At 58.2% G+C, this 12,568-nt stretch carries 12 protein-coding genes and 2 pseudogenes; 9 read left to right on the forward strand and 5 right to left on the reverse strand.

Annotated elements, in window-relative coordinates:
• Positions 1-125: 125 nt before the first annotated feature.
• From AXW79_RS09300 to AXW79_RS09310, 3 genes are all read left to right on the forward strand, one after another.
• Positions 126-1,217, forward strand: coding sequence for a dihydrolipoamide acetyltransferase family protein (locus AXW79_RS09300; protein WP_043143953.1), 1,092 nt, complete (start codon positions 126-128; stop codon positions 1,215-1,217).
• A 205-nt stretch (positions 1,218-1,422) separates the two neighbouring features.
• Positions 1,423-1,632, forward strand: coding sequence for a cold-shock protein (locus tag AXW79_RS09305; protein WP_005331438.1), 210 nt, complete (start codon positions 1,423-1,425; stop codon positions 1,630-1,632).
• A 104-nt stretch (positions 1,633-1,736) separates the two neighbouring features.
• The gene (locus tag AXW79_RS09310; RefSeq protein WP_011898543.1) at positions 1,737-2,042 is read left to right on the forward strand and encodes a hypothetical protein; all 306 of its coding nucleotides are present in this window, start codon (positions 1,737-1,739) and stop codon (positions 2,040-2,042) included.
• On the opposite strand, the gene AXW79_RS09315 is transcribed toward AXW79_RS09310, so the two are convergent.
• Positions 2,029-2,277, reverse strand: a complete 249-nt coding sequence (locus tag AXW79_RS09315) for a TIGR02647 family protein (protein WP_005320240.1) — start codon at positions 2,275-2,277, stop codon at positions 2,029-2,031. The two genes, AXW79_RS09310 and AXW79_RS09315, sit on opposite strands and share 14 nt — an antisense overlap.
• 250 nt (positions 2,278-2,527) lie before the next feature.
• Between AXW79_RS09315 and AXW79_RS09320 the strand changes: the two genes are divergently transcribed.
• The gene (locus tag AXW79_RS09320) at positions 2,528-3,085 is read left to right on the forward strand and encodes a hypothetical protein (protein ID WP_005320238.1); all 558 of its coding nucleotides are present in this window, start codon (positions 2,528-2,530) and stop codon (positions 3,083-3,085) included.
• A gap of 94 nt (positions 3,086-3,179) precedes the next feature.
• Positions 3,180-3,572 (forward strand): DUF2750 domain-containing protein, encoded by a 393-nt coding sequence (locus AXW79_RS09325; protein WP_005320236.1) that lies wholly within the window; start codon positions 3,180-3,182, stop codon positions 3,570-3,572.
• Between the two features lie 94 nt (positions 3,573-3,666).
• Here the strand turns inward: AXW79_RS09325 and AXW79_RS09330 are convergent.
• Together AXW79_RS09330 and AXW79_RS09335 are read right to left on the reverse strand one after the other, a co-directional pair.
• Positions 3,667-5,528: pseudogene (locus AXW79_RS09330) on the reverse strand (extracellular solute-binding protein).
• 131 nt (positions 5,529-5,659) lie between these two features.
• Positions 5,660-6,552, reverse strand: a pseudogene (locus AXW79_RS09335) (EamA family transporter).
• A 354-nt stretch (positions 6,553-6,906) separates the two neighbouring features.
• Here AXW79_RS09335 and AXW79_RS09340 point away from each other — a divergent pair.
• Positions 6,907-7,089 carry a hypothetical protein gene (locus AXW79_RS09340; protein ID WP_005320234.1) on the forward strand — a complete coding sequence of 61 codons (183 nt, stop codon included), beginning with the start codon at positions 6,907-6,909 and terminating at the stop codon, positions 7,087-7,089.
• Here AXW79_RS09340 and AXW79_RS09345 read toward each other — a convergent pair.
• Positions 7,086-8,282 carry an HD-GYP domain-containing protein gene (locus AXW79_RS09345; protein ID WP_011898545.1) on the reverse strand — a complete coding sequence of 399 codons (1,197 nt, stop codon included), beginning with the start codon at positions 8,280-8,282 and terminating at the stop codon, positions 7,086-7,088. The two genes, AXW79_RS09340 and AXW79_RS09345, sit on opposite strands and share 4 nt — an antisense overlap.
• Positions 8,283-8,455: 173 nt before the next feature.
• On the opposite strand from AXW79_RS09345, the gene rsuA reads away from it, so the two are divergent.
• Positions 8,456-9,148, forward strand: a complete 693-nt coding sequence (gene rsuA, locus AXW79_RS09350) for a 16S rRNA pseudouridine(516) synthase RsuA (protein ID WP_005320231.1) — start codon at positions 8,456-8,458, stop codon at positions 9,146-9,148.
• Between the two features lie 35 nt (positions 9,149-9,183).
• On the opposite strand, the gene AXW79_RS09355 is transcribed toward rsuA, so the two are convergent.
• Positions 9,184-10,080, reverse strand: a complete 897-nt coding sequence (locus tag AXW79_RS09355) for a DMT family transporter (protein ID WP_005320229.1) — start codon at positions 10,078-10,080, stop codon at positions 9,184-9,186.
• A gap of 239 nt (positions 10,081-10,319) precedes the next feature.
• Between AXW79_RS09355 and AXW79_RS09360 the strand changes: the two genes are divergently transcribed.
• Together AXW79_RS09360 and yfcE are read left to right on the forward strand one after the other, a co-directional pair.
• On the forward strand, positions 10,320-11,972 hold the full coding sequence (locus tag AXW79_RS09360) for a peptide ABC transporter substrate-binding protein (RefSeq protein WP_005320227.1): 1,653 nt from the start codon (positions 10,320-10,322) through the stop codon (positions 11,970-11,972).
• An 11-nt stretch (positions 11,973-11,983) separates the two neighbouring features.
• On the forward strand, positions 11,984-12,526 hold the full coding sequence (gene yfcE, locus AXW79_RS09365; protein ID WP_005320225.1) for a phosphodiesterase: 543 nt from the start codon (positions 11,984-11,986) through the stop codon (positions 12,524-12,526).
• Positions 12,527-12,568 lie beyond the last annotated feature (42 nt).

Consider the following 12,568-nt stretch of genomic DNA (forward strand, 5'->3'; position numbering starts at 1 on the left):
AGTTGTGGTCGTTGCAGGGGTGGTAGGATAGGCATCAACTCAGTCCTTTGGGTGTGGCTTGTTTTGTTTTGCGACTAATGAGATCGCACAAACTGGACTGAGTTCCCTTCCTCCGGTGATCTTCTATTCGGAACAGCTATTTAGGCGAAGGGTTGGCCGAGGCCGAGATCGTCGAATGGAAGGTGAGTGCTGGCGATACAGTGAGTGTCGATCAGGTGCTGTTGTCGGTAGAAACCGCCAAGGCGCTGGTGGATGTGCCCTCGCCGGTGGCGGGGGTGATTGCCAGGCTCTGTGGTCAGGAGGGAGACATACTTCACATTGGCGCGCCACTGGTGGAATTTGAAGGGGGTGAAGATGACGGCACTGTGGTGGGCAAGGTCAGCGCCCACCAACAGCATATCGAGGATCACTTCGTGGTAGGGGCCACAGCCCCCGGCGGAGCACTGGTGCAGGCCATGCCGGCCGTGCGTCTGCTGGCACAGAAACTGGGTCTGGATATCGATCGGATCAAGGGCAGTGGCGGTGCCGGTATGGTGACCGAGCAGGATGTGCAGGCGGCATTCGAGGCTCAGCAAAGCAGCGGCAACGAGTTCCTAAAGGGCTCGCGCCGGGCCATGGCCAAGGCGATGGAGCTTTCTCATCAGACAGTGGTGCCGGTCAGCATCACCGACGAAGTGGATCTGCGCCACTGGCGTCCAGACGAAGATGTGACAGTGCGGCTCATCAAGGCCATCGGTGTCGCTTGCCGGGCCGAACCTTCCATGAATGCCTGGTTTGATGGCGATACGCTCTCAAGGCGGCTGTTCAGTGAGGTCAACGTGGCCATTGCGGTCGACTCCAGGCATGGGCTCTATGTGCCTGTGATGGAGAACGTAGCCGAGCGGGAGGGAGCCGACATCCGGCAGGGACTGGATCGGATGATCGCGGATGTGAAGGCGCGGGCTGTGCCGCGCGAGATGCTGCAGGGGGCGACTATTACTCTCACCAACTTCGGTGCCATCGCGGGTCGTTATGCCAGCCCAATCGTGACGCCACCGCAGGTGGCCATCATAGGTGCGGGCAAGTTGTTCGAGAAGGTGGTGTTCATCCACGGGGAGGCTCGCCCGGTCAGAGTGCTGCCTCTGTCGATGACCTTTGATCACAGGGCCTGTACCGGCGGCGAGGCGGCTCGCTTTCTCAAGGTACTGGTTCAGGCACTGGAATCGCCCGCCCTATAAACGGCTGTGCCCTGCCATTGGCGGGGCACAAATTTGTTTGCGTAATCCCCAAAGCCACGTATAATCTAAATCAGCTTGAAAGGGCCAAAGCTATGTCAATGAATATGATGTTTTACATCTTTTCCTGTTGTTCATAAGTTAATCCCGTTTTTGAGCTTTATCCGCTGAAAAGCATAAGTAATTATTTAGAATACAGGTTAAAGATATGTCTAACATGATCACCGGTACCGTTAAGTTTTTCAACGAAACCAAAGGTTTTGGCTTCATCCAGCAAGAAAACGGCCCGGACGTTTTCGTTCACTTCAGCGCTATAAGCGGTAACGGTTTCCGTACCCTGGCTGAAGGTCAGCGCGTACAGTTTTCTGTGACCCAAGGTCAGAAAGGCCCGCAGGCTGAGAACGTAACTGCTCTGTAATTCTTACAGAATTTAAGAAAGCCGTGGTGCCTCTGGTTCCACGGCTTTTTGTTTATGGGCCATCTTCACTGTTTTCAGCATCATCTTTGACCTTGAATTTCACCATGACCCCATCACTTCTTCTTGCTGCCAGCCTGCTGACTATTGCCGATCTTCAGACACAGAGTACATCCGCCACAGAAGCGAAAGCCGTATGTCAGCAGTTTGTTCAGGTACGTCTTGGGAATGATAGTCAGCCTGATGAGATCAAGGCTCAGCCTTTGCCAAAGCGGGAAGGGGAGTGGATGGTCGATGGCAAAGTAAAAGGACCCGAAGGTCCTTTGCTGTTTGCCTGTTTGCTGCGCCAGGGCTTGCGCTGGGAGTTGATCAACTTTTCGCTCTGGGCCCCGCAGGCGATCAAAGCGGTTTGAGTGCGACTATCAGATGCTGCAGATGCTCAACCATTGTCATGCCAAAAGGAGTCAGGTAGCCGCCATCTTCTGCGCTGATGAGCCCTTGCTGATGCAGACGTACAGCCGCCTGACACAGCTCGTCGGACATGTCACTGCGCAATTTGATCCCCAGGCTCATGTTGGCCGGATCAAAGCATGCCAGTATTTTCAAGTCGTTTACAAAGTCGTTAGAAATCTGGTCGATCCCAATCATGAATGCACTCCTTACGCTAAAGATGTATGCAAACTAGCATTCCCGGATCCACTTTAGTGGGCGCTGGTTCAAACTATTGGGCTTTATCCGTGCGGGGAGTGCTGAACGCTGTTTTTTTGGACGCTGATCTCCGAGTTGAGCAGTGAAAATGTGAGTCCGCTCGCCAGCGTTCAAACATGATAGGATAAGGCTCTCCTTTGTCTTTCTGGCCGAGCACTGAATATCGGCCTTCCAGTTCAAGGCGCCCCTCATGGTAAAGATCACGCTAGTATCACTGCTTCACACTCTCGGCCCCCGTTTCCCTGTTTATCCCGCCTCTCTGCTGCTACCTCTGCTCGACCAGCATCAGGGCGATGTCTGGCTGCCAACCATAAAGGGGGCGGATGTGGCCGTATTGCGTCAGCATGGCAAGGGTGCGGCTGCGCAAACCCTGGCGCCGCTGACAGCTGGCTGGTGTGACTTTGCTGCCAGCGATGTCGGAGCGACGCCCGAGCTGGATGCCCTTGCCAACTACGACAGCGAGATGATGGACAATCTGCTGATGTATTGGCACAGCCCGGCCAAGATAAACAGCCCGATCACCGACAACCTGTTCGAGCTGCGCCGCGAGGTGGTGGACGAAGCCCATGGTTCCAAACTGGCCAACGCCTGGGAGCAACAACAGCTGCTGCGATTCGAGCAGATCATGGGTGGCGCGTTGGCTGGACGGGATCAGCTCTGCTTCGTTGAGGTGGAATCTGCCTACTGGCTGCGCCAGCGTTGTTGCGAGACGACGGAGATCTCCCTGGTGACACCTGAACTGGGCTGATATTGCCGAAAAATAGGTGACCGATCTCTCATACTGGACAAGCTGTCAGCAAGATGTGAACATGGCGCCCTTTATTGAAAGAGAGACTTGGCCAATGAGCTATGAACTGAGCGAAACCGAGCGCAATGCTGCGCTGCAACTGAATGCCGACTACCGTTACGAGCACTTCATCAGCAAGCTGGTCGAGTACGAAGAGCTGTTTGTCCTGACCGACGAGCACGGCGTCATGATGCTGACCACAGACGATGAAGATTGCATCCCTGTATGGCCACACCCTGAGTACGCCCAGGCGTGGGCCGAGGGTGAATGGGCCGAATGCAAGCCGCAGTCCATCACCCTCAAGGTGTGGCTGGAGCGCTGGGTTGACGGTATGGAGCAGGACGAGCTGTGCGTCGCCGTGTTCCCGACTCCGGATCAGGAAGGCATAGTGCTGTCGCCGGCTGACGTGGCTGATGCCATTGCCGAGAAGCAGGCCAAGCGCGCTTAATCGCCCCTAGCGTCAAGGCTGCAACCACGGTTGCAAACAAAAAAGACCCCGTCACCTCTGGTGCGGGGTCTTTTGTTTGATATGTACTTTGGTCTCAAGGCTGCTGATAAGTGGTGTCTATCTTCATGACGGCAGGAAAGGTCTTGCCGTTTTTGATGGCGGCTTTTGTCTCGGTTTTTAGCTGGTCGTCGATCCAGAGCAGACCGCCGTAGCTGTAGCCGCTACTTCCGCCATCGAGTGGCCAGTAAAGCAGGTCACTTTTGGGTGTGGCGGGCAGCTTGGGCAATTTTATCCAGCGCCAGGCCCCTTCCCGGGTATAGGGCACTTGATAGGCAGGGACAAAGCTGGCCAGTTCATACAGACGCTGCTGGATCTGCCGCGATAGCGCCGCTTTTTTGGCGAAGTCGAACTCCTTGTCGTACTGCTCAACCAGGGCAGTGATGGCGTCATCATCGATGTTCATGATGTTGTTGGTCTGGGGCTTGTTGGCATTGACCTTGTGGAAAAACTCCCAATAAGCGGGATAGCGACCGCCGCTCCATGCCATCCAGGCACTCTGGTGTTTTTTCTCCAGCATGGACTTGAAACCCGAAGAGGCATCCATCAGGTTGAGCTCGAGATTGAGCCCCGCCTTCTTGGTCTCCTCCCGCAGCAAAGTGAGCCGCTGGGCATGTTCTGCAGTGGTGTATGTGATGGTCAGGGTCAGTGGCTGCCCCTTGTTGTTTTGCAAAATGCCCTGTGGCCCCACCTTGTTGAAACCAGCCTTGGCGAAATAGCTGCGCGCAAGTTTGGGATCAAACGGGCGTGCCTTTATCTCTGTGTTGGCCAAATCCCCTTGGCCCGACCCGTAGCTGTTGAGTCGCTGGTAATCCCCTCGAAGCAAGGTGACGAGCATCTTGTCTAGGTTGAGGGAATGCTGGATGCCGAGCCGGACATTGAGCTCGCTGAGCAGCGGGTCTGCTGTGTTGAGATAGAGCCCCATGGGGGATTGTGGGGTCTGGTTGTAGAACCAGAGCCCCTCGATATAACCCTTCTCGAATTCTGCGGTTTTGGTCTTGTCGTGCCACCAGTTGGGCATGACCAGCGGGAAGGTATCCAGGTCGCCGCGCAAGAAGTGTTGCCAGGCGATGTTCTGATCCCGCAACACCTTGATCTCAATCCTGTCCGGGTTGAAGCGGTGCTGAAAGTAGCGTTCCTCGTCTCCCCACCAATCTTTGATCCGCTTGAAGCTAACCGACTTGCCCTTTTTTATCTCGCCGAGCTGATAGGGACCTGTGACTGGCAGTATTTTCCAGTTGTACTCCTTGACCCAGTTGGCCGTGAGCTTGATGGCGTGGCTTGGCTCAGGGGTGAATGGCAGGGATTCCAGCAGATCTTCCCGACTCTTTTCGCTGCCGCTGGTGATGGAGAGGGTGTGGTCATCGAAGCGTGTCACGTCTGCGATCTGGGTGCTGTAGTAGTTGTTGTACCAGGGGTCATTTATTTCCTTGCTGCGCATCATCTTGAGGGAAACACCCAGTCATCGGCAGTGACGGGCTTGCCATCTGACCAGCGAGCCTTGGGGTTGATGCGAAAATAGAGAGTCTTGTGATCGGCGCCAAAAGCCCACGCGTTTGCCAGCATGGGCATGGGGTTGCCTGTGACGGGATGGGTGCTCAGCAGCGGCAGGTTGCTTTCCCTGACATAGCTGGCAAAGCTGCCGTTGGAATCGGGCCCGAATTTGCGCAGGGTCAGCGGAAAGCTGGTGACAAATCCGCGAAAGGTACCGCCCCGTTTGGCGGCCGGGTCGGCGTAGACAGGATCCGCATTGTTGCTCTCCCACTTGAGATCCGCAGGCAGGCCGGCTCCCCAGCCAAACTGACTCCAGCACAGGATCAGGGTGATGGCGGCGGTGTAAGCAGTGGTGCGAATAAGGGTCGGGACGGGGCTCACCCCGGCTGAGGCTGTCGATGGCATATCCTTGCTCTCTCCTGATGGTCTGCATCCTGCAGGCACGGTCTGGTGACGTCAGTCCCGATAGGGACTTGCTCATGATGGAAATTTTTGCCAGTTGGGTCAATGGCGATGGGCAAATAACGCCCTGGTCATCAAGGCGCCGTCTGTGGCTTGAACCAGCGCAGCCGGCCACCCAGCAGATGGACCACGAAGCCGAGCAGCACCAGACCAGAACCCAGCCACTGCAACGGAGTGGGGTGCTCATCGAGCAGGACGGCAGCCGCCACCATGCCGACGCAGGGCACCAGCAGGGAGAGCTGTGCCACCTGGGCCACCGGATAACGCATCAGCAGGCGGCCCCACAGGCCGTAACCGAGCCAGGTGGCGACAAAGGAGAGATAGAGCACGCACAAGAGCCCCTGCCAGCTGAAGTTGAGCAGGCTGGCGGCAATGCGCTCCGGCCCTTCGAACAACCAGGACAGGGCGAAGAAAGGCAGTATGGGCACCAGGCCGCCCAGGCGATGAGGCTGGGCAGGGAAGTTTGATAGCGCAGGCCAATCTGGCGATTGATGACGTTGCCAAGGCCCCAGCAGGCGGCTGCGCAGAGCGTCAGCACGAAGCCGAGCAGGGTCAGGTTACCCTCGCCATGGGTGGCGATGAGATAGAGTCCTGCGCCCGCCAGTGGCAACGCTACCCAGTGATGGGGCTGCCAGCGCTCCCCCAGCCAGAGCATGGCGAACAGCAGGGTGAACACCACCTGGGATTGCAGTACCAGCGAGGCCATGCCCGCCGGCATGCCGAACTTCATGGCACTGAACAGGAAGGCAAACTGTCCCAGGCTGATGGCGCCACCATAGGCCAGCAGCCAGCGCCAGGGCATGGTGGGCCTGGGCACCAGCAAGATGGCGGGGAAGACCACGCCGACGAAGCGCAGCGCTCCCAGCAACAGCGGCGGTATCCCCTCCAGCCCCCACTTGATCGCCACGAAATTCAGCCCCCAGCAGAGGATGACCAGGGCGGCCAGACACTTGTCCTTGGTTTGCATTCAGCTTCCTTGTATGACTGCCTTGTAAAAGAGGTACGGCGATCCCGCTGCCAGCGGGACGGGTCGGCAAGAGGACGAGCATACCCTTGACAGGGTGGCTGGCGTCAAGTCGCCAGACCGGCTTGTACCAAAGGACGGATCACTTGCTGGTTGCCGGCCACTCTTGTGGCCAAGAGGCGGCCGGGCAGTGGTCAAGGCATCTGTGGTGGATAGGGCGTTTGCCTGCCTTGATCTCGGTTTTTTGTCTGCGGCAAGATGGAGGGGGAGATCGAGAAGGGGCGGCGAACGGTCTACGCTATACAAAGACAGCCCGATAGTGCGGCTGGTGCCAATGGCTTAACGGAGGTATCCCCCATGAGCGACCACACTCTGCTGCCCCATGGCGAAGATCTGCGCCGCGCCGTACGCTGGCTCAGCGAGCATCATCAACACGATATCCGTGCCATTGAAGAGGCCAGCATCCGTTTTGATCTGTCACCGCTGGATGAAGAGTTTTTGATCCAGCACTGTGTCGAACGGGAAGGGGGCGCCAACTAGACGAAGTTGGCGAGGCTGATGCCAAACTCTTTGGGATCGACCGTGCTTTCTATGCTCTCCTGTACCCCGGACTTCGCCAGATCCAGCCACTGCACCTCGAGGTAGTGGCGCTGGGCCGCGTGATAGATCACCTTCACCACCGGCTTGAGCGGCTCTTGCGGATTGCGCTGCATGACGATTGCCAGTCGCTGGTTGGAGAGTTGTACCAGGGTACCCACCGGATAGACCCCCATGCATTTGATGAACTTGGTCACCAGCAGTCGATCAAAATGGTGGTCTGCCCCCTTGAGCAGGATCCGGAATGCCTGGGTCGGCTGCATCCCCTGCTTGTAGACCCGATCCGCCGTCACAGCGTCGTAGACATCGACGATACCGCTCATGCGGGTGTAGAGAGACAGCTGGTCACCCTTGAGGTGGCGGGGATAGCCGGTGCCATCGAGCCGCTCATGGTGATTGGCGGCGACTTCCAGCATGGTGGCTGTGATGCCCGGCGTGCTGCTCAGAATGTCATGGCTATGTACCACGTGCTGGCGCATCACGGTGAACTCTTCATCGGTCAGCTTGCCCGGTTTGTTGAGCACCTCATCCGGGGTCATGATCTTGCCCACATCATGCAGCAGCCCCCCCAGGGTCAGCTCCTTGAGCACGCTGCGCTCCAGCGCCAGATAACGGCCGAAGTTGGCCAGCAGTATGGCCACGTTCATGGAGTGCTCCATCAGGTAGGCATCCTTGGCACGAATGCGGGCCAGACAGAGCATGGCATCGCCGTGGGTGAACATTGTGTCCACCATCTCTTCGGCCACGGTTGCCAAGGGGGTAATGTCGATGGGCTCACCCGCCTTTAGCTGGCGAATGAATTTGCCTTGCAGCTCACGGGCCTCCTGATACAGGCGGCGGATCTTGAGCTCACGCCCCTCGCCGTTGGCGCTGCCTGTCGGGCGTTGTGACGTAATTGAAGAGGCTGCCGGGTCGGGAAAGATAATCTGCTCTATGCCAGCCAATTTGCTGCGGGCGAGATCGACGCGCACCGTGAGCACACCGCGCCGGATCAGGTCATCAATTTGCCGACGAGTCGTCACCAGCCCCATCTGGGCGATCTCCATGCCGCCGGTCTGGCTGGTAATGGCGATCACATACATGCCTGCTTGTAGCTGGTTGACGGGAATGACGGGATGAGGAGTGTGTGACTTCATACGGCTTCCTGACTTTATTATTATGCGTAATGTTAGGCCCTCAGCAGGCAGTCTAACATCCGCGCCATGCTTCGTCATTGTGGTACGGTTTACGCCAGCACTGCTTATTGCTGGAGTTGTTGGCCTTGGCCTATATAATGGCGCCCCTTTATTGATGGACTCTGAGGTTGTGCATGCGGCTCGATAAATTTCTTTGCGATTGTTCCGATTTGACCCGTTCCCTGGCGGGCAAACTGATCCGGCAGGGAGAGGTCACTGTGGATGGCATAGTGGTCAAACAACCCGCTTTTCACATCAACGAGCAGAGCCAGGTTGAATTTGACGGTGTCATGCTGACGCTGGATCAGCGCAATCGCTACTTCATGCTGCACAAACCGGAAGGTTACGTCTGCTCCAACGAGGATCCGGATCACCCGACCGTTTTCTTCCTGATGGATGAACCCGCCATGGGCAAGCTGCACGTGGTTGGTCGACTCGATCTCGATACCACGGGTCTGGTGCTGGTCACCGATGATGGCAAATGGTCCCACCGCATCACCTCGCCACGCCATGAGTGTGCCAAGACCTACCATGTCTGGTTGGCCGACCCGGTGCATCAGGATGCCATATCCTTGTTTGCCGATGGCGTGTTTCTGCGCAACGAGACCGAGAAGACCCGTCCCGCCCAGCTGGAAATTCTGGCCGAGTGCGAGGCGCGACTCACTATCCATGAAGGCAAGTATCATCAGGTGAAGCGGATGTTTGCTTCCATCGGCAACAAGGTGGTGGGGCTGCATCGGGAGCAGATCGGTACACTGGCGCTGGATGAGGCGTTGGCTCCGGGCGAATACCGCGAACTGACGGCAGAGGAAATCGCCCAGTTCTAAGCCGCTCGCCTGACACTGAGCAAGGCGCGCCTTGCTCAGTGTCCGCTGACCCCCAGCACCATGGCCGTACCCAGCGTAGCCAGCAGGGCGCCCGCCCAGGCCGCAAGGGAGGGGCGCTGACCTGAATGCCACCACAGCAGGGGGAGCAGAATGACAGGTGTGGTGGAGGAGAGGATCGCTACCATGCCGACCTCTCCCTGGCGCAGGGCGACCAGGATCAGTGTCATCCCCATGGACATGGCCAGGAAACCGTTGATGCCAATCAACCCCAGTACCTGACGGTTGATGGGATTGTGGGGCATGGCGAGCGGCATTCTCAGCACTCGCAAGGTGCAGTGAGCCAACAGGGCACTGCCCATGCGGATGCCGGAGGCGCTCACAGCGTCGATATTGCCACTCATCATCACTGGCTTGGCGATGATGGCACCCAGGCTCTGACAGAAGGCCGCGGTCAGCCCCAGGCCGATGCCGATGGCAAGGTGTCCACGCACCTGTTCCCACTCGTTGCCGCCACGCCGGCCGAACAGGATGGCGAGCATGACACCGGCAAATACCAGCAGCGCTCCCACCAGTCGCCAGCCGCCGAGCTGCTCACCAAACAACCAGAGACCGAGCAGGGCGGAGAAGAGAGCATGGCAGGAGAACAACAGGCCGCTGCGTCTGGGCCCCAGCCGGTTCATGCAGGCAAACAGTGCTGTATCCCCGACAAAGATACCGATCAGGCCCGACAGCGCCAGCAGGGGAAGGGCGCTCTCGCTAAGGGATTGCCAGCCTCCGGTGGCGATGCTGGCGGTGCCCAGCATCAGGCTGACCAGAAACATGCGCCAGCGACTGTAGGCGAATGCCCCCAGGTGGCGGGCCGGTTTGACCGAAATCAGGGCCGCCACTGCCCACAAACTGGCCGCTGCCAGCGCCAGCCACTCATACCCCATAAAAACTCCTGAGAATGTAGCCAGATCGAAAGACGTGTCAGGACGTTACCAGCGACAGCCACTCGCATTTCATAAAAACTACGGAAAAAAATAGCCCGAAAGACTCCATCTCTTGGGCAAGCCCGATACAATACGGGGCGTCTTCGGGGATAACAAGCGCAGCATCATGCATTCGTATTCAGGCGCGCTGCCGGCCTTCCCCCTTCTTGAAATAAAGTGAATTGAACGAGGTTTATGTCATGGTTTACCGCCCCGCTGTTTATCAGCCGGAACGCCGGCCAGCCCGTCGCTGGCTTTCTCCCTTGCTGCTGGGCCTGCTGATGGCCCCGTCGCTGCAAGCAACCACGGTTACCCAGGAGACTGTGCTGTCGGATCGCCAGACGCTGGTCAAGGGCAACGGTGATGAACCTGAGTCCCTCGATCCTGCCCAGATCCGCTCCGGTTTTCCGGGGGAAGTGGTGCTGGTGGATTTGTTTGAAGGGCTGGTGAGCGAAGATGGTCAGGGCAAGATAGTGCCGGCTCAGGCCCAGCGCTGGGAGACCAGCGAAGATGGGCTGGTGTGGCGCTTCTTCCTGCGACCCCAGCTCAAATGGTCCAACGGCGAGCCGCTTACCGCACAGGATTTCGTCTACGCCTGGCGTCGGCTGCTGGATCCGGCACAAGGGTCCCCTTCCGCCGGATTGCTGCTGGCGACCGGTATCAACAATGCTCAATCCATTTATGCCGGGGCTCTCGAGCTCACGTCGCTGGGGGTGGAAGCCGAGAGCAGCCAGATCCTCAAGGTGACACTGGAGCGGCCCGTACCCTATTTCCTGCAACTGGTCAGTCAACGCCCCTTTGTTCCCGTCAATGAGCAGGCGATCACCCAGTTTGGCAAAGAGTGGACTCAGCCCGGCAAACTGGTCAGCAATGGGGCTTACAAGCTGGTGAACTGGGCGCCCAATGAGCGTATCGAGGCTGAGCGCAACATCCATTATTGGGATGACTTGCATACCCGGATCAAGCGGGTGACCTATCTGCCGCTCTCCTCCCAGCATGCTGAACGGCTGCGCTATGAGGCCGGGGAGATCCAGCTCACCAACAAGGTGGCACTGGAGTATTACCAGAAGACCAAAGAGGCGACGCCAGAGCGGATTTGGGGTCTGCCGCTGCTTGGCACCTATCTCTATACCTTCAATCTGCGCCGTCCCGAGCTGCAGGATGTACGGGTGCGCCAGGCACTGGCCATGACCATAGACCGTCATGTGCTGACCGAACAGGTCAGCGGTCAGGGGGAGCGGCCTGCCTGGTCTCTGCTGCCTGGCATGCCAGGCTATGAGGCACTTGGTTCACCGCTGGCTCTGCAGGATCAGCCGACACGGCTGGCCAAGGCTGCCGCCTTGATGGCGCAGGCAGGTTACAACAGTGCCCGTCCCTTCAAGCTGACGTTGACCTACAACACGTCTGAGAGCCACAAGAAGCTGGCGCTGGCGGTGGCCGCCATGTGGAAACCGCTGGGGGTGGAGGTGTCGCTCAACAACATGGAGTGGAGCGCCTATCAGGTGGCAAAAGACAGTGGTGATTTCATGCTGGTCCGCTCCTTCCTGTTTGGAGATTATGTGGAGCCCTCATCCATGCTCAACAGCTTCCGCTGTCAGGATCCCCAGAACGAGAGCGGCTATTGCAATCCGGCCTTTGATGGCTTGCTGCAGCAGGCATCGGACACCCTGGATGGTAGTACCCGGACCGGACTCTATCGCCAGGCCGAGCAGCTGCTGATGGACGAAATGCCCGCCATTCCCGTGTATCACTACAACCAGATGCGGCTGGTGGACCCCACACTGCGAGGGTTGCCGAGCCAGAACCTCAAGGGGGCTATCGCCACCAAGGATCTCTATTTCAGCAAGCAGTAAGGGAGTTCGCGATGAAGATTGCCATCATTTCAGACCTGCACGGCAGCCTGAGCGCACTGGAACAGGTGCTGGCCCAGCTTGCTCCCTGGCAGCCCGATCACTATCTGCTGCTCGGCGATCTGCTCAACCATGGCCCTCGCAATCCGGTGCCGCCGGGTTATGCCCCCGCCGCCGTGGCGGAGCGGCTCAATCAGCTGGCGCCGCACATCATGGCGGTGCGTGGCAACTGCGATTCGGAAGTGGATCAGATGTTGCTGAACTTCCCCATGACAGCACCTTATAACCAGTTGCTGGTGGATGGACGGCGCTGGTTTGTCAGTCATGGTCATCTCTATCGCCCGGATGCGGTACCGCTGCCCCCCGGCAGCCTGTTTATCAGCGGCCACACCCATCTACCCGTGCTGCAGCGAGAAGGGGAGCTGGTGCTGATGAATCCGGGGTCCATCTGTTTTCCACGGGGAGATCTGGCGGCAACCTATGGCCGGTATGAGACGGGCGTGTTGAGCATCCATGCCTGTGCGGACAGCGAAGAACTGTTGAGGCTGGTGTTATAGGTTGGCGACGGGCAGAGCTTGCGCGAGGGGAAGCGGAAAGGG

The organism is Aeromonas salmonicida subsp. salmonicida (assembly GCF_001643305.1).
GTDB classification, from domain to species: Bacteria; Pseudomonadota; Gammaproteobacteria; order Enterobacterales; family Aeromonadaceae; genus Aeromonas; species Aeromonas salmonicida.

Excerpts from the sequence above, each read along its gene's own strand:
- AXW79_RS09340 (WP_005320234.1), top strand. The coding sequence starts at position 6,907 with ATGAGCGACCACACTCTGCTGCCCCATGGCGAAGATCTGCGCCGCGCC.
- AXW79_RS09305 (WP_005331438.1), top strand. The coding sequence starts at position 1,423 with ATGTCTAACATGATCACCGGTACCGTTAAGTTTTTCAACGAAACCAAA.
- AXW79_RS09325 (WP_005320236.1), top strand. The coding sequence starts at position 3,180 with ATGAGCTATGAACTGAGCGAAACCGAGCGCAATGCTGCGCTGCAACTG.
- yfcE (WP_005320225.1), top strand. The coding sequence starts at position 11,984 with ATGAAGATTGCCATCATTTCAGACCTGCACGGCAGCCTGAGCGCACTG.
- AXW79_RS09360 (WP_005320227.1), top strand. The coding sequence starts at position 10,320 with ATGGTTTACCGCCCCGCTGTTTATCAGCCGGAACGCCGGCCAGCCCGT.
- AXW79_RS09345 (WP_011898545.1), bottom strand. The coding sequence starts at position 8,282 with ATGAAGTCACACACTCCTCATCCCGTCATTCCCGTCAACCAGCTACAA.
- AXW79_RS09355 (WP_005320229.1), bottom strand. The coding sequence starts at position 10,080 with ATGGGGTATGAGTGGCTGGCGCTGGCAGCGGCCAGTTTGTGGGCAGTG.
- AXW79_RS09315 (WP_005320240.1), bottom strand. The coding sequence starts at position 2,277 with ATGATTGGGATCGACCAGATTTCTAACGACTTTGTAAACGACTTGAAA.
- AXW79_RS09320 (WP_005320238.1), top strand. The coding sequence starts at position 2,528 with ATGGTAAAGATCACGCTAGTATCACTGCTTCACACTCTCGGCCCCCGT.
- AXW79_RS09310 (WP_011898543.1), top strand. The coding sequence starts at position 1,737 with ATGACCCCATCACTTCTTCTTGCTGCCAGCCTGCTGACTATTGCCGAT.
- rsuA (WP_005320231.1), top strand. The coding sequence starts at position 8,456 with ATGCGGCTCGATAAATTTCTTTGCGATTGTTCCGATTTGACCCGTTCC.